This is a genomic window from Aromatoleum bremense, from assembly GCF_017894365.1.
GTDB classification, from domain to species: Bacteria; Pseudomonadota; Gammaproteobacteria; order Burkholderiales; family Rhodocyclaceae; genus Aromatoleum; species Aromatoleum bremense.
Genome location: NZ_CP059467.1, coordinates 130,133 through 148,747 on the forward strand (window position 1 = coordinate 130,133; position 18,615 = coordinate 148,747).

15 protein-coding genes and 3 tRNA genes are annotated in these 18,615 nt (G+C 64.0%); 5 read left to right on the forward strand and 13 right to left on the reverse strand.

Annotated features, from left to right (window positions below):
* Nucleotides 1–253 precede the first annotated feature (253 nt).
* The 3 genes from pbN1_RS00565 to pbN1_RS00575 all read left to right on the forward strand — a co-directional run bounded on the left by pbN1_RS00565 (nt 254) and on the right by pbN1_RS00575 (nt 2,577).
* On the forward strand, nt 254–838 hold the full coding sequence (locus pbN1_RS00565) for a hypothetical protein (RefSeq protein WP_169202834.1): 585 nt from the start codon (nt 254–256) through the stop codon (nt 836–838).
* A gap of 379 nt (nt 839–1,217) precedes the next feature.
* A complete protein-coding gene (locus pbN1_RS00570; RefSeq protein ID WP_210147615.1) occupies nt 1,218–1,445 on the forward strand; it encodes a DUF4224 domain-containing protein in 228 nt (75 codons plus the stop codon).
* A gap of 76 nt (nt 1,446–1,521) precedes the next feature.
* Nucleotides 1,522–2,577, forward strand: a complete 1,056-nt coding sequence (locus tag pbN1_RS00575; protein WP_210147616.1) for a tyrosine-type recombinase/integrase — start codon at nt 1,522–1,524, stop codon at nt 2,575–2,577.
* Nucleotides 2,578–2,661: 84 nt separating this feature from the next.
* Here pbN1_RS00575 and pbN1_RS00580 read toward each other — a convergent pair.
* The 3 genes from pbN1_RS00580 to pbN1_RS00590 form a co-directional block, all read right to left on the reverse strand.
* Nucleotides 2,662–2,737 (reverse strand) — tRNA-His (locus pbN1_RS00580).
* 40 nt (nt 2,738–2,777) lie between these two features.
* Nucleotides 2,778–2,854: transfer RNA gene (locus pbN1_RS00585), tRNA-Arg, on the reverse strand.
* A 27-nt stretch (nt 2,855–2,881) separates the two neighbouring features.
* A tRNA-Pro gene (locus pbN1_RS00590) sits at nt 2,882–2,958 on the reverse strand.
* Nucleotides 2,959–3,141: 183 nt separating this feature from the next.
* On the opposite strand from pbN1_RS00590, the gene dksA reads away from it, so the two are divergent.
* On the forward strand, nt 3,142–3,567 hold the full coding sequence (dksA, locus tag pbN1_RS00595) for an RNA polymerase-binding protein DksA (protein ID WP_169119060.1): 426 nt from the start codon (nt 3,142–3,144) through the stop codon (nt 3,565–3,567).
* Between the two features lie 98 nt (nt 3,568–3,665).
* On the opposite strand, the gene pnp is transcribed toward dksA, so the two are convergent.
* The 7 genes from pnp to rimP form a co-directional block, all read right to left on the reverse strand.
* On the reverse strand, nt 3,666–5,765 hold the full coding sequence (gene pnp / locus pbN1_RS00600; protein ID WP_169202832.1) for a polyribonucleotide nucleotidyltransferase: 2,100 nt from the start codon (nt 5,763–5,765) through the stop codon (nt 3,666–3,668).
* A gap of 161 nt (nt 5,766–5,926) precedes the next feature.
* Nucleotides 5,927–6,196, reverse strand: a complete 270-nt coding sequence (gene rpsO / locus pbN1_RS00605; RefSeq protein ID WP_011239109.1) for a 30S ribosomal protein S15 — start codon at nt 6,194–6,196, stop codon at nt 5,927–5,929.
* A 78-nt stretch (nt 6,197–6,274) separates the two neighbouring features.
* Nucleotides 6,275–7,201: a tRNA pseudouridine(55) synthase TruB gene (gene truB, locus pbN1_RS00610; RefSeq protein ID WP_169202831.1), complete on the reverse strand. Its 927-nt coding sequence runs from the start codon at nt 7,199–7,201 to the stop codon at nt 6,275–6,277.
* Between the two features lie 6 nt (nt 7,202–7,207).
* Nucleotides 7,208–7,591, reverse strand: coding sequence for a 30S ribosome-binding factor RbfA (rbfA, locus tag pbN1_RS00615; protein ID WP_169119057.1), 384 nt, complete (start codon nt 7,589–7,591; stop codon nt 7,208–7,210).
* 3 nt (nt 7,592–7,594) lie between these two features.
* On the reverse strand, nt 7,595–10,429 hold the full coding sequence (gene infB, locus pbN1_RS00620) for a translation initiation factor IF-2 (protein ID WP_169202830.1): 2,835 nt from the start codon (nt 10,427–10,429) through the stop codon (nt 7,595–7,597).
* A 13-nt stretch (nt 10,430–10,442) separates the two neighbouring features.
* Nucleotides 10,443–11,918, reverse strand: coding sequence for a transcription termination factor NusA (gene nusA, locus pbN1_RS00625; protein WP_169202829.1), 1,476 nt, complete (start codon nt 11,916–11,918; stop codon nt 10,443–10,445).
* Between the two features lie 26 nt (nt 11,919–11,944).
* Nucleotides 11,945–12,373, reverse strand: a complete 429-nt coding sequence (gene rimP / locus pbN1_RS00630) for a ribosome maturation factor RimP (protein ID WP_210147617.1) — start codon at nt 12,371–12,373, stop codon at nt 11,945–11,947.
* A 283-nt stretch (nt 12,374–12,656) separates the two neighbouring features.
* On the opposite strand from rimP, the gene pbN1_RS00635 reads away from it, so the two are divergent.
* Entirely contained in the window at nt 12,657–14,717 is a 2,061-nt protein-coding gene (locus pbN1_RS00635; protein WP_169202828.1) for an NADPH-dependent 2,4-dienoyl-CoA reductase, read from the forward strand.
* A gap of 94 nt (nt 14,718–14,811) precedes the next feature.
* Here pbN1_RS00635 and pbN1_RS00640 read toward each other — a convergent pair whose 3' ends face one another.
* The 3 genes from pbN1_RS00640 to ppsA form a co-directional block, all read right to left on the reverse strand.
* Nucleotides 14,812–15,600 (reverse strand): 3-hydroxybutyrate dehydrogenase, encoded by a 789-nt coding sequence (locus pbN1_RS00640; protein WP_169202827.1) that lies wholly within the window; start codon nt 15,598–15,600, stop codon nt 14,812–14,814.
* Between the two features lie 126 nt (nt 15,601–15,726).
* A complete protein-coding gene (locus pbN1_RS00645; protein ID WP_169202826.1) occupies nt 15,727–16,110 on the reverse strand; it encodes a pyridoxamine 5'-phosphate oxidase family protein in 384 nt (127 codons plus the stop codon).
* Nucleotides 16,111–16,191: 81 nt separating this feature from the next.
* Complete coding sequence (gene ppsA, locus pbN1_RS00650; protein WP_169202825.1) at nt 16,192–18,558, reverse strand: phosphoenolpyruvate synthase; 2,367 nt, start codon at nt 18,556–18,558, stop codon at nt 16,192–16,194.
* Nucleotides 18,559–18,615 lie beyond the last annotated feature (57 nt).

The following is an 18,615-nucleotide window of genomic DNA, read 5'->3' on the forward strand; positions in this document are numbered from 1 at the left end:
GCTTGTCAGGCTGCCGTCAAGGCGATAAATTCAGTGTGCCGACCAAACGGCACACTGCGGCATCCAAAGACGCGCGGATTCCTCGCTCGCTCCCCACTCGCTCCTCACTCGCTCCCGCATCACTTCCTTGCTCGTCGCGCGGCGCTACGCGCTGCGCCGACCCCTGTCCTGAATCCCCACGCGTCGCCGAGCCATGAATGCCTCATGGCCATCGGCAGGCCGGGCCCGGAAACACGAACGCAAGGAGCAGCAGATGAAACAGCATTTCCCCGCCTCACCGGGACGGCGCCGGGTCAGGGCACGCGCCGCGCCCCCGTTCCGGTCAGGCGCGTACCCTGACCGCACCGCAACGGCCGCGCCCTTCGTGCGAATCGAGGACATCGCACACGCGCTGGCCAGCACCTGCTGCCTCGCCGGCCAAACGCGAATCTTCTATTCGATCGCGCAGCACGATTACCTCGCGAGCATGATCGTGCCGCCGCAAGATGCGCTCGCGGCGCTGTTGCTCGACGTTGGCGAGGCACTCCGGCAGTTGCTCCCGGAATGCTTCGGGAGCGGGACCTACGTGCCCACCGACATCATGGCGCGGCTTGGCGTAACGACGCCCCGTTCCCCAACCGTCGCGCATGCCGATCTCGTTCTGCGGGCGACCGAACGCCGCGATCTCGGCCGGCCGCACGACGATCCGTCGCCCGGCACTGCCCAGGCGACGCCGCTCGCGCTGAAGATCCAGCCACTGCCGCCCTTCGTGGCGAAGCATCTCTTCCTCGATCGCTACTACGAGCTCCGGCCGCGGGACGATCCGCGACAATGTCCCCCTGCGGAGGGCGCGTCATGAACCACGATGCCATCACTGTCATGCCAGACACTGTGAGTAAGACACCCGCCTTCCCGACGGTCCGCGGTTTCGATGCCGGCGGCAGGGACTTCGCCCTGGGCGCCACAGGCGCCAGCGGCCGGCGCGGGAAGATGCCTCGCGCCGGCGGGAGCGAAGTCCTCAGTGCCGCACTCCGCAGCTTCGAGCGCGCCACGAACACCATGGGATGCCACAGCGAGATCGACGAACCCGCAAGGCATGACCCGCGGCCCCTGGCGGTCGCGTCGCATAGCGAGACGGTGCCGATGCGGTGCGAACCTGAGAGGAAGTGCCTGCAGGCGGCCAGGCACGTACTTGAGCATGCGACCGCCCCAATGTCTCCCGGCAGGAAGGAGATCTGATGATGCCCGAGCATCTCCCCCTATTCCTTACAGACGACGAGATCGTCGAGCTTACGGGTCGCAAGCTGCGCAGATTGCAGATCGATCAGCTCCGGCGCATGCTGGTCCCGTTCCACGTCAATGCACTTGGTCGGCCTGTCGTAACCAGGGCGGCCCTGACCGGAGCACATTCGGCCAGGAAGGAAGCGGCGCAACAGGGGTGGGCTCCGCGCGTGGTGAGCGAGTGACCAGATGGGCCGACGACCAACTGTGAATTTGCATCTCCCACCTGGAATGCGGCCCAAGAAAGGCGCTCGCGGCCAGGTGTGGTACTACCTGGACAAGGGCGTCCAACCAGACGGCTCGCGCCCATGGATACCCCTCGGCTCAAGTTTTCCGGATGCCCTCCGCGCCTATGCCGAGCTGGTTGAGACCGTCAAGGCGCCAGCCGTTACCGTCCCGGAGTTGCTCAACGACTGGAACACGAGGACGGCGGCGGAACGGAAGGCGGGCACACTGGATGACATCCGTTTCAGCTTGCCCAACCTCATGCGCTTCTTCGGAGATCCGCCGGCACGGCTCGATCAGGTGGACCCCATCCATATCCGACAGTACCTCGACTGGCGTGTCACCGAAGCGAAGAAGGCAAAGAAGGAGAGCAATGCGAAGCGGGTCGCAGCGGGCAGAAGCGCTGTGGTGATCAAGCCCAACGAGGGCGCCGTGCGGGCGAACCGTGAAATCGCATGGCTTTCTGCGGCGTGGAACTGGGCACGTGACCGTGGTATCACCAAGGCTCCAAATCCGAGCACCGGCGTCAAGCGCCACAAGGAGGGCGGCCGGGACATCTACGTTGAGGACGACGAGTTGGGGGCAATCCTGCGGTACGCGGATGAACCGCTGCGCGAGGCGATCGAGCTCGCCTATCTGATTGGACAGCGCCCGGGCGACTTGCGCGAGATCCGCGAGACCGACATCCGCGACGGCTGTATCGTCCTCGAGCAAGGCAAGACGGACGCGAAACTGCGCATCGAGATAACTGGCGCCCTCGATGAATTGGTCACCCGCATCAAGGCACGGAAGGAGAAGATTGAGGGCGTCCGGACTCTCGCGCTGGTTTGTAACGAACGTGGTCAACCACTGCTGAAGTCGGCGATGCGCTACCGCTTCGACAAAGCCCGCGATGCGGCAGCGTCGGCCGCGACCGACAAGGCGCAGGCAGAACGCCTACGGTCGATCCAGTTCCGTGATCTACGGGCGAAGGCCGCGAGCGACATGGAAGCGCTGGACAAGGCGCAAAAACTGCTCGGACACACCAGCCGGGACATGACAGAGCATTATGTGCGCAAGCGCCGAGGAGAGAAGGTGAGTCCGGTGAAGTGAAAACGGCCCGCCTTTCGGCGAGCCGTTTTGTAGAACGAATGGGGATTTGTAGATTACCCAGACTTCCCCAAGTCCTTGATTCTATGGGGCGACATACCGGGATCGAACCGGTGACAACTGGAGCCACAATCCAGTGCTCTACCAACTGAGCTAATGCCGCCACTTTCACGGTTGCAGAAACTCTGCAACCAAAAACCATTTGGCCTGCCCGACAGGGATCGAACCTGTAACCCCCGGCTTAGAAGGCCGGTGCTCTATCCAATTGAGCTACGGGCAGAAATCCCGCGGGCATTTCGGGGTTAGCTGGTCGGGGTGGAGGGATTCGAACCCCCGACATCTTGCTCCCAAAGCAAGCGCGCTACCGGACTGCGCTACACCCCGAGAGCGGCGAATAATACACACCTGGTCGGCGTGCGTCAAACATGTTTCTTCGGACATGAAGAGTTGTTGATGCGCGCCTCGCGAGCGAGCCGGATTGCTGCTCGAAACGGGTGCTTGCTTGCTCGTTACAGAAGATTCTGCTATTAGTTCGCTTCCTTCAATTACCAACCGGAAGTCGAAGTCATGCCAGACGACACACTGCAAAAGCAATTCCCGCCCTATGTTCCCGCCGAAGGCGAGGAGTACATGAGCGAGAAGCAGCTGGCTCACTTCCGCGGCATGCTCGAAACGGTCAAGCAGGAGCTGGTCGGGGATATCGAACGCACGGTGCACACGATGCAGGACGAAGCCACTGTGTTTGCCGACCCCAACGACCGGGCGAGCCAGGAATCCGATATTGCGCTCGAGTTGCGCAACCGGGATCGTGAGCGAAAACTGATCAAGAAGATCGACGAAGCCCTTGGCCGAATCAACGCGGGTGAATATGGCTATTGCGACAGCTGTGGCGTCGAAATCGGCCTGAAGCGCCTGGAGGCGCGTCCGACGGCGACGATGTGCATCGATTGCAAGACGCTGGAAGAGATGCGCGAACGTCAGGTTGCGAAGTAAACCGGCCCGCACCCGCTTTTCGGCGTCGCCGCGAGCGGGAACCGTCACACGAAAAAGGGACGCCATGGCGTCCCTTTTTCTTCAGCTCGTTTCGTCGCTTACTCGGCCGGCTGATCCAGCAGCGCCTTCATGCTCAGGCGAATCTTGCCGCGCTCGTCGGTCTCCAGCACCTTGACGCGCACCGCCTGCCCTTCCTTGACATAGTCGGCAACGTTATTGACGCGCTCGTTCGCGATCTGCGAGACGTGCAGCAGTCCATCGCGACCCGGCATGATGTTGACGATCGCGCCGAAATCCAGGAGTCGGACCACGGTCCCGTTGTAGACCTTACCGACTTCGACTTCGGCCGTGATCGCCTCGATCTTTTCCTTTGCAAGCTGCGCGCCTTCGGCGCTGACCGACGAAATCGTGACGCTGCCGTCGTCCTGCAGTTCGATAACGGTACCGGTTTCTTCCTGCAGCCCGCGGATCACCGCCCCGCCCTTGCCGATGACATCGCGGATTTTCTCCGGATTGATCTTCATCGTCAGCATGCGCGGCGCGAACTCCGACACTTCCCCGCGATGCGACGCCAGCGCCTGCTTCATCAGCGCGAGGATATGGATCCGTCCCTCCCCGGCCTGACCCAGGGCGACCTGCATGATTTCCTTCGTGATGCCCTGGATCTTGATGTCCATCTGCAGCGCGGTGATGCCGTTCTCGGTGCCCGCGACCTTGAAGTCCATGTCGCCGAGATGATCCTCGTCACCGAGGATGTCGGTCAGGACGGCGAAGCGATTGCCTTCCTTGATCAGGCCCATCGCAATGCCAGCCACGTGTGCCTTCATCGGCACCCCGGCGTCCATCATTGCCAGCGACGCCCCGCACACCGAAGCCATCGAGCTCGAACCGTTCGATTCGGTGATCTCGGATACGACGCGAACCGTATAGCTGAAGTCCTCGTCCGCCGGCAGCGCCGCGATCAGGGCGCGCTTGGCGAGGCGACCATGTCCGACCTCGCGGCGCTTCGTCACCCCCATGCGGCCGGTTTCGCCGGTGGAGAACGGCGGAAAATTGTAGTGCAGCATGAAACTTTCGCGGTACTCACCGGCGATCGCATCGATGATCTGTTCGTCGCGCCCGGTGCCGAGCGTGGCGATGACCAGCGCCTGGGTTTCGCCGCGGGTGAACAGAGCCGACCCGTGCGTACGCGGCAGCACGCCGACGCGGATGTCGATGGGTCGCACGGTACGCGTGTCGCGTCCGTCGATGCGCGGCTCGCCCGCGAGGATGCGGCTGCGAACGACACCGGCTTCGAGATCGTGGAAGATGTCCTTCAGCTCGTTGCCCGACGGCGGGACTTCGAGGCCTTCGGTCACGATGGCAATCGTCTGCTTGCGGATCTCGTTGATCCGCTGGGTGCGGGCCTGCTTGCTCGTGATGCGGAAGGCTTCTTCGAGCTGGGCGCCGGCCAGTTCCTTGATGCGGGTGATCAGCGGCTCGTTTTTCGCCGGCGGCTGCCAGTCCCACTCGGGCTTGCCTGCCACTTCGACCAGTTCGTTGATGGCGCGGATCGCGACCTGCATCTGCTGGTGGCCGAACACGACCGAACCGAGCATGATTTCTTCTGACAGTTCCCTTGCTTCCGACTCGACCATCAGCACGGCCGCCTCGGTACCGGCAACAACCAGGTTGAGTTCGCTGGTCTTGAGCTGTTCGACCGTCGGGTTCAGCAGGTACTGGCCGTCGCTGTACCCGACGCGGCATGCGCCGATTGGGCCGTCGAACGGAACGCCGGAAATCGCCAGCGCGGCCGACGCGCCAATCATCGCGGGGATGTCTGGATCGACCTCCGGGTTGAGCGACAGCACGGTGACGATGACCTGGACTTCGTTATAGAAGCCTTCCGGGAAAAGCGGGCGGATCGGACGGTCGATCAGGCGGCTGGTCAGCGTTTCCTTCTCGGTGGGACGGCCTTCGCGCTTGAAGAAGCCGCCGGGGATGCGCCCCGCGGCGTAGAACTTCTCGACGTAGTCAACGGTAAGCGGGAAGAAATCCTGTCCCGTCTTGGCCTCCTTGGCGGCGACGACCGTGGCCAACACGATCGTGTCGTCCATGTTGACGATTACGGCACCGCCGGCCTGGCGAGCGATCTCGCCGGTTTCGAGCGTTACGGTATGGGCACCGTACGCGAAGGTTTTCTTGATAGCGGTAGGCAAGGTGAAGATCCTCTCGATAAATGGTGCAGCAAACTACAACTGCGATGTTTAACAAATCCGACGCTGCAAAAACAAAGCCGGTGCGGCCCTTCGGGGCCGCACCGGCTTGCCGGCTTAAGTTGCCTTTTTCGACGCTGTCGGACTCGCCACGGCCAGCGTGATTACTTGCGCAGACCCAGACGCTCAATCAGATTGCGATAGCTGTCGGCGTTCTTGCCCTTCAGGTAGTCGAGCAACTTGCGGCGCTGGCTGACCATCTTCAGCAGGCCACGGCGCGAGTGGTGATCTTTCGCGTTGGCCTTGAAATGACCGGTCAGCCCGTTGATGCGGGCGGTGAGAAGCGCGACCTGGACTTCCGGGGAACCGGTGTCGCCTTGGGCGCGCTGGAAGTCGTTGACGATCTGCGACTTGGATGCGGTATCGAGAGCCATGTGGGTGTTTACTCTTTTCGTTCTGCCAATCAGAAGCGGACGATTATACCGAACGCTGGTTGAAAAACTCAATCGTTATCAAGATTGTTGCACTGTTGCGACCGTCGAAACGAGGCGTTTCGGCGACAATGTGCCGCTTCCGTCGCATTCCCCAAGCCCCAGGTAACGGCCTTCGCCGTAAATGCGCACCAGCCCCGCTGCGCCGCAGGGAGCCGGAAGCGCGCGTCCCTGCAGAAGCAGGCCCGCCTGGGGGGCATCGAGTTCGATGCGCGGCAGATGAACCACCAGCGCATCGACCGGCGCCAGCAGCCCGGTGCGCGACTCCGGAGGCACCGCTTCCAGCGCCGTGAGCGTAACGGCCTCGTCCACGTGGAATGGTCCGATCCTTGTCCGCCGCAGTTCAGTGAGATGTCCGCCGCAACCGAGCAAGCGCCCCAGATCGGTAGCCAGCGTGCGGATATACGTTCCCTTGCTGCAATCGGCGCGGATCCGCAACGAATCACCCTCAACGCCGAGCAGTTCGAGCGAATGGATCGTCACGGGGCGCGCGGCGCGCTCGACCTCGATCCCCGCGCGAGCGTATTCGTACAGGGGCTTGCCGTCGCGCTTGAGCGCCGAATACATCGGCGGAACCTGCTCGATTTCACCGGTCAGCGCCATCAGCGCCTGGCGGATCGAATCCTCCGTCACGTGCACGGGAGCTGTTGCGATCGGCGCGCCCTCCGCGTCGCCGGTGTCCGTTTCGATGCCGAGCCGCACGGTGGCCTCGTAGGCCTTGTCGGCATCGAGCAGCATCTGCGAGAACTTGGTTGCCTCGCCCAGCGTCAGCGGCAGCAATCCGGTCGCCATCGGGTCCAGCGTTCCGGTGTGCCCTGCCTTCGCCGCATTCAGGAGCCGGCGCGCCGTCTGCAGTGCGGCGTTCGACGTCAGGCCCCGGGGCTTGTCGAGCAGCAGGACGCCGTCGACGATCCGACGTTGATGCCGGAATTGTTTCGATGCTTTCAAATCTGCTCAGCTCTCCGGATCGTCCTTGTGGCGGGCGTCATCATCCCGGACCACCTGGTCGATGAGCTGCGACATGCGACTGCCGCGTTCGACCGAGCTGTCGTAATGAAAATGCAGCTCGGGCAGTGTGTGGATGCGCACCCGTTTGCCGAGCTCGCGACGCAGGAAGCCGCTCGCGCGACGCAGCCCCGTCAGGATCTCGTCAAGCCCTTCCTCGCCCTTCATCGACGTAAAAAAGACTTTCGCGTGCGCGTAATCGGGCGTGATCTCGACATCGGTCAAAGTGATGAACCCCACGCGGGGGTCCTTCACTTCGAGCCGGATCAGCTCGGCCAGTTCGCGGCGGATCTGCTCTGCCACGCGCTGGCTTCTGGAAAACTCCTTGGGCATGATTTACAGGGTCCGGGCGATTTCCTGGATCTCGAACACCTCGAGCTGGTCACCTTCCTGGACGTCATTGAAGTTCCGGATCGAAAGGCCGCATTCGAAACCGAACTTGACCTCCTTGACGTCGTCCTTGAAGCGCTTGAGCGACTCGAGCTCGCCGGTGTGGATGACGACGTGGTTGCGAAGAACCCGCACCTGCGACCCACGCTTGACCACGCCTTCGAGCACATAACAGCCCGCGACGGTTCCGACCTTCGGCACCTTGAACACCTGGCGCACCTCGACCAGGCCGATGACGTTCTCGCGGCGTTCCGGCGCCAGCATCCCGGACAACGCGGCCTTCACCTCGTCGACCGCGTCGTAGATGATGTTGTAGTAGCGGATATCGATGCCGAATGTTTCGGCCAACTTGCGTGCGCCCGCATCGGCACGGGTGTTGAAGCCGATGATGACCGCTCCCGAAGCCTGTGCGAGGTTGACGTCCGATTCCGAGATCGCGCCTACCGCGGAGTGGATCGCGTTGACCCGGACTTCGTCGGTCGACAGCTTGTTCAACGCCTGCACCAGGGCTTCCTGCGAACCCTGCACGTCCGCCTTGATGATCAGCGGCAACGTCTTGACCTCGCCTTCCGCCATCTGTTCGAACATGCTTTCGAGCTTCGCCGCCTGCTGCTTCGCGAGTTTGACCTCGCGGTACTTGCCCTGGCGGAACAGCGCAATTTCGCGCGCCTTCTTCTCGTCGGCCAGCGCGATCGCCTCATCGCCTGCGGCCGGCACGTCCGACAGGCCGAGAATTTCGACCGGAATCGACGGACCGGCGTGGTCGATCGCCTTGCCGTTCTCGTCGAGCATCGCGCGAATGCGGCCGAACGTCGCCCCGACGAGCATGACGTCGCCCTTGCGCAGCGTGCCGGACTGCACGAGCAGCGACGCGACCGGTCCGCGACCCTTGTCGAGCCGCGCCTCGATGATCAAGCCCTTCGCGGGTGAATCGACCGGCGCCGTCAATTCGAGCACTTCGGCTTGCAGCAGCACGGCTTCGAGCAGCGAGTCGATGCCCGCACCGGTCTTCGCCGACACGTTGATGAACATCACGTCGCCGCCGTACTCCTCGGGCAGCACGCCCTCGGCGACGAGTTCCTGCTTGACGCGATCCGGGTTGGCGTCGGGCTTGTCGATCTTGTTGACCGCGACGACCAGCGGCACGTTGGCCGCCTTCGCGTGGTGAATCGCTTCGCGCGTTTGCGGCATCACGCCGTCGTCGGCCGCGACAACCAGGATGACGATGTCGGTCGCCTTCGCGCCGCGGGCACGCATCGCGGTGAACGCCTCGTGGCCCGGCGTATCGAGGAAAGTGAGCATGCCGCGCGGCGTCTCGACGTGGTACGCGCCGATATGCTGCGTGATGCCGCCCGCCTCACCGGAAGCGACTTTCGCTCGCCGGATGTAGTCGAGCAGCGACGTCTTGCCGTGGTCGACGTGACCCATGACCGTGACGACCGGCGCCCGCGGCTCGACCGTCGCGTCGTGATGCGCTTCGGCGCTCTCGAGGTAGGTATCCGGGTCGTCGAGCTTCGCGGCGAACGCCTTGTGCCCCATTTCCTCGACCAGAATCATGGCCGTTTCTTGGTCCAGCACCTGGTTGATCGTCACCATCGATCCCATCTTCATGAGAATCTTGATGACCTCGGCCGCCTTGACCGACATCTTGTGCGCGAGGTCGGCGACGGAAATGGTTTCCGGCACGTGAATTTCGCGCACGACAGGTTCGGTCGGAGCCTGGAAGCTCTTGTGCTCGTCCTGCGCACCGCGCCTGCCACCTCCGCGCGCTCCGCGCCAGGATCCGGTGGTGGCACCGACTTCTCCGCGCGTCTTCAGGCCGCGGCGCTTCGCGCTTTCGCCAGCCGTCTCGCCACGTGCGGTTCGCTTCGCGTCCTTGCCGGCGGGTTTTTCCTCGGTCTTGGCGGGGCGATGCAGCGTGCCAGCGGGCGCCTTGGGGACCTCCTTGACCTGCGGCTTGGCTGCTTCGGCACGCCGCTCAGCCTCGGCACGCACCCGTGCCTCTTCTTCGGCACGGCGTGCTTCAGCGGCCGCACGTGCGGCCGCTTCACGATCCTGCTTTGCCTTCAGGTCCGCAGCTTGGCGCGCACGCAGCTCTTCGTGCCGTCGCGCTTCACGTTCGCGGGCAGCCCGCTCTTCGTCGCTCAGGATCGACACTCGCAGCGGCGGCCGGGACGGCGCCCGGACGGGAGCCTCGGTTTTCGCCGCGGGTGCGGCAGCTTCCACCGTTGCGGGCTCTGATTCCGGCTCAGACTCGGGTTCCGGCTGAGGCTCGGGTTCGGAGTGAGGCTCCGGTTCCGGCTCGGGTTCGACGACGGGTTCCGGTTCGGGCTCGCGCACAGGTTCCGGCTCGGGAATGGTCTCCGCGACGGGCTCGACAATGTTTTCGGGTTCGGTCACCGGCTCGATTTCGCCCATCGGCAAGCCGGCAGCTTCCTCTTCGATTTGCGCGCTCTCGAGCGTACCAGTCTCGGAGCTCACCTCATCGCGTTTCATGAAGACGCGCTTCTTGCGCACCTCGACCTGGACGGTGCGGGCGCGGCCCGACGAATCGGTCGCACGAATTTCCGACGTTTGCTTGCGGGTCAGGGTGATCTTGCCTTTCGGCTGGCTCTGGCCGTGAGACCGGCGCAGGTATTCGAGCAGTCTGGCCTTGTCCTGTTCAGTCAGCAGTTGATCGGCACCGGTCTTCTCGACTCCGGCCTTCTGCAACTGCTCGAGCAGCACCGAGGCCGGCATCTTAAGTTCGCCGGCGAACTGGGTTACGCTCATCTGTTCCATCAATGCCCTCCCGTCATTCTTCGAACCAGTGCGCCCGCGCGACCGAAATCAACGCACTTGCCCGTTCTTGTTCGATCCCGGCGATCTCGACCAGCTCATCCACAGCCAGGTCGGCCAGATCATCCCGGGTCAGGACACCGTGCCGGGCCAGCGTGGCGGCAAGCGGCTTGTCCATTCCTTCCAGGTTGATCAGGTCGTCGGAAACATTCTCCAGATGCTCTTCCGTGACGATCGCCTCGGTAAGGAGCACATTTCGAGCCCGATTGCGCAGCTCGTTGACCGTACCTTCGTCGAAAGCCTCGATCTCGAGCATTTCCGCGAGCGGCACGTATGCGATTTCCTCGAGCGACGAGAAACCTTCGTCGATCAGGATGTCCGCGAGTTCATCATCCACATCGAGCTTTTCCATGAACAGCTCGCGCAGCCCTTCGCGTTCCTGGCCGGTCTTCTGCGCCGACTCCTCCTCGCTCATCAGATTGATTGTCCAGCCCGTGAGTTCGGAAGCGAGTTTGACGTTCTGCCCGTTGCGCCCGATCGCGATCGCCAGGTTGTTCTCGTCGACCACGACATCCATGGCGTGGCTTTCCTCGTCGACGACGATGGAAACCACTTCGGCCGGCTGCAAGGCTGCGATCACGAACTGCGCCGGATCGGCCGACCAGACGATGATATCGATCTGCTCGCCCGCAATTTCGTTGCGCACCGCCGTGACGCGCGAACCGCGCAGGCCGACGCAGGTGCCGATCGGGTCGATGCGCGGATCGTTCGACTGGACCGCGATCTTCGCCCGCAGGCCGGGATCGCGTGCGCAGGCCTTGATCTCTAGCAGCCCGTCCTCGATTTCCGGGACTTCGAGTTCGAAGAGCTTGCCGACGAATTCCGGCGCGGTGCGTGACAGGATCAGCTGCGGACCCCGCGCGCCCCGATCGATGCGCAGCAGGAACGCCTTGACCCGGTCGCCGACGCGCAGGTTTTCCCGCGGAATCATCTGGTCGCGCGGGATCACGGCTTCGAGCCGGCCGATCTCGATGATCGCGTTGCCCCGCTCCATGCGCTTGATCGAGCCCGAAACCAGGTGTTCCTTGCGTTCGAGGAAGTCGTTCAGAATCTGCTCGCGCTCGGCGTCGCGGATGCGCTGCAGGATGACCTGCTTGGCTGCCTGGGCGCCGATGCGGCCGAAATCGATCGGCTCGAGTGGCTCCTCGATGTATTCCCCCAGCTCGATACCCGGGACCATCTCGCGGGCATCGATGATGCCCATCTCGGCCTCGTCGTTGACGACCTCCTCGTCAGGCATCACGACCCAGCGGCGGAAAGACTCGTAGTCCCCGGTGTCGCGATCGATCGTTACACGCACGTCGGCTTCATCGTTGATGCGTTTCTTGGTTGCGGAGGCGAGCGCACTCTCCAGTGCGCCGAAGACGATGTCCTTGGCCACATTCTTTTCGCGCGCCAGCGCATCCACAAGCAGCAATATCTCGCGGCTCATTAATCAAAACCTCCACATCCGAAAGCTCAAAACTTGGGTACCAGGCGTGCTTTCTCGATTTCATCGAAAGGAAAGGCGACGTCGCCTTTGTCGGTGTGCAAACGCACCACGCCTTCGCTCAGTCCCTCGAGCACCCCGATGAAATTTCGCTGATTGCCGATCGGCATGCGCAGCCGGACCTGCACTTCGTCGCCCGCGAAGCGTTCGAAGTCGGCGGTTTTTTTCAGCGGCCGATCCAGGCCTGGCGAGGACACTTCGAGCCGGTCGTAGTCGACGTTCTCGACTTCGAACACGCGGGTGAGCTGATTGCTGACCGTGGCACAATCGTCCACCGTCACACCCCGCTCGCTATCGATGAAGACACGCATCAGCCGCCCCTTCGGGGAAGTCTCGAAATCGACCAGCTCGAAGCCGAGCCCGCTGACCACCTGTTCAACCAGACCTTCGACGTCCATTTCCACGCCCACAAATAAAAAATGGGCTAACGCCCATCCCTGTTGATTCCAACCGAAAACTGGAGGACCGAAAATTAGACCCGCCAAAGCCTTAAAATTATAACTGCTATATCGACAACAGGCAATTCACACAACCCTGTTCCCACCCTGTTCGCCGGCACTCCCATCCCGCGCGACGGCTGTCCCGCTGGTCCTCTTCCGGGTCTCGCTCTATCATCGGCGCGATGGCTTCAATACGCCCCCGTACGTCCGCCCCATGCAAAACCTCACCCAGGAGACCGTAATGACGCACCCCCTTTCGGCGCCGCGACCGACTCCCGCCACGCCCGGCGGCGCCTATCCGCACCTGCTCGAGCCTCTCGATCTGGGCTTCTGCACGCTGAAAAACCGCGTGCTGATGGGGTCGATGCATACCGGTCTGGAAGAATCCGGCAACGGGTTCGAGAAACTCGCAGCGTTTTACGCGCGACGCGCGCGCGGCGGGGTCGGGCTGATCGTCACCGGAGGCATCGCGCCCAACGCGGACGGCGCGATCTTTCCCGGTGCGTCGGTGCTGACGAGCGAGGACGAGGTCGCGCACCATCGCCCGATCGCCGCGGCGGTGCACGCCGAGGGCGGGAAGATCTGCATGCAGATCCTGCACACGGGCCGCTACGCCTATCACCGCGGCTCGGTCGCACCGTCGGCGCTGAAGGCGCCGATCTCGCCGGCGACGCCGCGCGAGATGAGCGAAGCCGACATCGAGCGCACGATCGAGGACTATGCCCGCTGCGCGGCGCTGGCCAAAAGCGCCGGCTACGACGGCGTCGAGGTGATGGGGTCGGAAGGTTACCTGATCAACGAATTCACCGTCCCGCACACCAACCACCGCACCGATCGCTGGGGCGGCAGCGTCGGGAACCGGCATCGCTTTCCGATCGAGATCGTGAGGCGCGTGCGCGAGCGCGTCGGCGCCGAATTCATCATCATCTACAGGCTGTCGATGCTCGACCTCGTCGAGGGCGGCGCGCCGTGGGAAGAAATCGTCGCGCTGGCGAAAGCCGTCGAAGCGGCGGGCGCGACGCTGATCAACACCGGCGTCGGCTGGCACGAAGCGCGCATCCCGACGATCGCGACGATGGTGCCGCGCGCGGCGTTCAGTTGGGTGACGCGGCGCATGAAAGGCGAAGTCGGCATCCCGCTGATCACGTCGAACCGCATCAACACCCCGGAGGTCGCCGAGGAGGTGCTCGCACGCGGCGACGCCGACATGGTGTCGATGGCGCGGCCGTTCCTCGCCGACCCCGACTTCGTCGTCAAGGCCGCAGCAGGCCGGGCGGCGGAAATCAACACCTGCATCGCCTGCAACCAAGCCTGCCTCGACCACATCTTCGAAGCGAAGCCCTGCACCTGCCTGGTGAACCCGATCGCGTGCCGCGAGCTCGAGTTCGTCATCGCGCCGGCGCCGGCGAAAAAGCGCGTCGCGGTGGTCGGCGCCGGCCCGGCCGGCATGGCCGCGGCCGCGACGGCCGCCGAACGAGGCCACAGCGTCACGCTGTTCGACAGCGCCGCCGAAATCGGCGGACAGTTCAACCTCGCGAAGCACATTCCCGGCAAGGAGGAATTCGCCGAGACGCTGCGTTACTTCCGCCATCGGCTCGACAAGGCCGGCGTCGACGTGAAACTCGAGCGGCGCGTCGGCGCGGGCGATCTCATTGGCCGTTTCGATACCGTGCTGCTCGCGACCGGCATCTCGCCGCGCACACCGGACATTCCCGGTATCGATCACTCGAAGGTCGCGAGCTACGTGGACGTGATCACCCGCCGAAAGGCGGTTGGCCGGACGGTCGCGGTCATCGGGGCGGGCGGCATCGGCTTCGACGTCAGCGAATTCCTGACTCATGCCGACCTCGCCGACGACCCGATCGAGCACTACCGGCGCGAGTGGGGCATCGACGCGACCTATGCGCGGCGCGGCGGACTCGGGACGGCGTCGGAAGAAGAGCCGCCGCGACAACTGTGGCTGCTGCAGCGCAAGCCGACGAAGGTCGGCGAAGGCCTGGCGAAAACCACGGGCTGGATCCGGCGCACGCTGCTCGCCCGCCGCGGCGTGAAGATGCTCGCCGGCGTCAGCTACGAGAAGATCGACGACGCCGGCCTGCACCTGCGCATAGGCGACGAAAGGAAGATCCTGCCGGTCGACACGGTCGTCGTCTGCGCCGGCCAGGACCCGCTGCGCGACCTCGAGGCGCCGCTGCACGCGGCAGGCATGCCGGTGATCCGCATCGGCGGCGCGGACGTCGCGGCCGAACTCGATGCGAAGCGCGCCATCGACCAGGGCACGCGCGTCGCGGCGGCGCTCTGAGGTTCTCCGCCCGGATCGCTCACGAACCGGGCGGCGCGTGCAGGGCGTGCGTGACGAAGCTCCCGATGGCAGGCGCGAACGACGCGTCGCCCGCTCAGTGCATATACCAGCCGTGACTCACCATGAACGACTGGCCGGTGAAGGCGGCGCCGGGGAACGCGGCGAGGAACAGCGCGGTGCGGGCGATCTCGTCGACCGTCGCGAACTCCCCATCGACGGTATCGCCGAGCATCACCTTGCTGACGACCTCCTCTTCGCTGATCCCCAGCTCCCTCGCCTGCTCGGGGATCTGTTTGTCCACCAGCGGAGTGCGCACGAAACCCGGGCAGACGACGTGCGAGCGCACCCCGTGCGCCGCCCCTTCCTTCGCCAGCACCCGTGCCAGCCCGAGCAGGCCATGCTTGGCCGTCACGTACCCCGACTTCAACGGCGACGCCAAGTGGGAATGGACCGAGCCGATGTAGATCACGACGCCGCCGCGGTTGTCGGCGTACATGTGGCGCAGCGCCGCGCGCGTCGTGAGAAACGCGCCGTCGAGGTGGACGGCCAGCAGCTTCTTCCAGTCAGCGAACGAAAAAGCCACGATCGGGTTGACGATCTGGATGCCGGCATTCGAGACTAGCACATCGACGCTGCCATGCTTTGCCACCACCTCGTCGATGCCGCGATCGACCGCCGCTTCATCGGTCACGTCCATCGCGAGCCCGCTCGCCTGCCCGCCCGCAGCGACGATCCGGCGGGCCACTTCGTCGGCGCTCTTCAGGTCGAGGTCGGTGACCGCCACCGTCGCTCCTGCGCGTGCGAGGTGCTCGGCGATCGCCTTGCCGATGCCGCTGCCGGCGCCGGTGACGACAGCGACCTTCCCATCCAGCCGTTCGCTCATCGGAAAACTCCTTTCCTGAATGGCAGCCGTTAGAGATAGAAATCTGGGTCACGCGGACGGGGAAAGCAAGGAAGGGCCGTAAGCGCGTCTCTCCTGCCGCGTTTACTTGCCCGCCATTTCGATCGGCTAGAGCTGGGTGTCGACGCTCTCGACGGTGATCACGAGTGCGCCTCGCGCCCACGGAAAAGCCGCCTTGGCTCGCTCGGCGAGTTCGCCTTCTTCCAGGATGACGCCCGTTCCCCGAAGAACGCAGCCCTGGCCCGGACCGTGGTTCCCCTGGACGGAGCGGGACGCGACGAGGACCTGGACGCGATTGTTGCGTTGCAGGTTCTCCTCGGTCTTGCGGTAGTACCCGGCCGGCAGCACCAGCCGGTCTTCGTCGAACCCCAGCCGGCGCAGATAGTCGCCCCAGTTGCCGACGACGTGGGGGCCCTCCGGCCCTTCCGTCACGATGGTCACGAATTCGGTCTTGTCCAGAAGCTCCCGGGTCACGGCATCGATTGCGCTCATTGTTGTTCCTTTTCAGCGGGATGGCAGGGATCGAGCAGCTCCCGCAAGGGGAGCCGCTCATTGGGCAGCGGGCTCGCGGAATCAGTTCTTGACGTGCGCCGCCAGCTTCAGCCAGGTGTCGACCACCGTGTCCGGGTTCAGCGAAATCGTCTGGATGCCTTCGTCCATCAGCCATTCGGCGAAATCCGCGTGATCCGACGGGCCCTGGCCGCAGATGCCGACGTATTTGCCGAGGCGGTTCGCGGACTGGATCGCCATCGACAGCAGCTGCTTGACGGCGGGGTCGCGCTCGTCGAACGCATGCGCGACGAGGCCGGAGTCACGGTCGAGGCCGAGCGTGAGCTGCGTCAGGTCGTTCGAGCCGATCGAGAAACCGTCGAAATGCTCGAGGAACGCGTCGGCGAGCAACGCGTTCGACGGGATCTCGCACATCATGATCAGCTTGAGGTCATTGACGCCACGCTTCAGGCCGTGCTCGGCGAGGAGGTCGACGACGCCGGCAGCCTCCTCGACGTTGCGCACGAACGGAATCATGATCTGCACGTTGGTGAGGCCGAGCTCGTTCCTCACCTTTTTCATGGCGGTGCATTCGAGTTCGAAACAGTCGCGGAAGCTGTGCGCAATGTAGCGCGACGCGCCGCGAAAGCCGAGCATCGGGTTCTCTTCCTCCGGCTCGTAGATCTCGCCGCCGAGGAGCTTGCGGTATTCGTTCGACTTGAAGTCCGACATGCGCACGATGACCGGCTTCGGATAGAACGCCGCGGCGATCGTCGCCACACCTTCGACGAGCTTCTCGATGAAGAACTGCTTCGGCGTCGCATAGCCGCGCGAGCGGCGCAGGATCTCGTCGCGCAGGCTTGCCGGCACCTGGCCGAGTTCGAGGATCGCCTTCGGGTGGATGCCGATCATGTTGTTGATGACGAACTCGAGGCGCGCGAGACCGACGCCGCCGTTCGGGATCTGCGCGAACTCGAACGCGAGCTCCGGGTTGCCGACGTTCATCATGATCTTGACCGGAATTTCAGGCAGGTTGCCCATGTCGGTCGTCACGACCTCGAAGTCGAGCCGGCCGCGATACACGTAGCCGGTATCGCCTTCGGCACACGACACGGTCACCGAGTCGCCCTCGTCGAGCACTTCGGTCGCGTTGCCGCAGCCCACGATCGCCGGGATGCCGAGCTCGCGCGCGATGATCGCCGCGTGGCAGGTGCGCCCGCCGCGGTTCGTGACGATCGCCGACGCCCGCTTCATCACCGGCTCCCAGTTCGGGTCGGTCATGTCGGTAACGAGGATGTCGCCGGCCTGAACGCGGCTCATCTCGGACGCGTCGGCAACGATCCGCACCGTGCCGACGCCGATCTTCTGGCCGATCGCGCGGCCGTGCGTCAGCGACTTGCCGTACTGCTTGAGGCGGTACTTTTCCATCACGTGGCCGGACGACTGGCTCTTCACCGTCTCGGGACGCGCCTGCAGGATGTACAGCTTGCCGTCCCCGCCGTCCTTGCCCCACTCGATGTCCATCGGCCGGCCGTAATGCTTCTCGATGATCACGGCGTAACGCGCGAGTTCAAGCACGTCCTCGTTCGTCAGCGAGAATTTGACGCGATCGGCTTCGGCGACGTCGACGGTGCGAACCGACTTGCCCGCCTCCTTCTTGTCGGCGAAAACCATCTTGATCAGCTTCGAACCCAGGTTGCGGCGGATCACCGCCGGCTTGCCGAGCGCGAGCGTCGACTTGTGCACGTAGAACTCGTCCGGGTTCACCGCCCCCTGCACCACCGTCTCGCCGAGCCCGTAGGACGCGGTGATGAAGACGACGTCGTTGAAACCGGATTCGGTGTCGATCGTGAACATCACGCCCGACGCGCCGGTATCCGAGCGCACCATGCGCTGCACGCCCGCCGACAGCGCGACCTCGGCATGCGTGAAGCCCTTGTGCACGCGGTACGAGATCGCGCGGTCGTTGTACAGCGACGCGAACACTTCCTTCATCGCGTGCAGGATATGCTCGTAGCCGTGGATGTTCAGGAAAGTTTCCTGCTGGCCCGCGAACGATGCGTCGGGCAGATCCTCGGCGGTCGCCGACGAGCGCACCGCGAAGCTCCCCTCGCCTTCGGCGGTCAACGCGTTGTACGCTGCGTGAATCTCCTCTTCGAGTTTGGCCGGAAAAGGCGTATCTACGATCCACTGGCGGATCTGCGCACCGGTTTTCGCCAGCGTATCGACGTCATCCACGTCGAGGGTGTCGAGCGTCGCACGGATGCGCTCGGCCAGCCCCTGGTGGGCCAGGAATTCACGGAACGCGTCGGCGGTGGTTGCAAAACCGCCGGGAACACGAACGCTGGCAGGCAACTGGCTGATCATCTCGCCGAGCGAGGCGTTCTTGCCACCGACCTGCTCTACGTCTGACATGCGCAGTTCAGTGAAGGGAATGACGTAACGAGTCATGAATGGCCTTCCGATTTTGTGGGGGAGAAAGCAAAATGTGATTTTAGCGAAAAATGC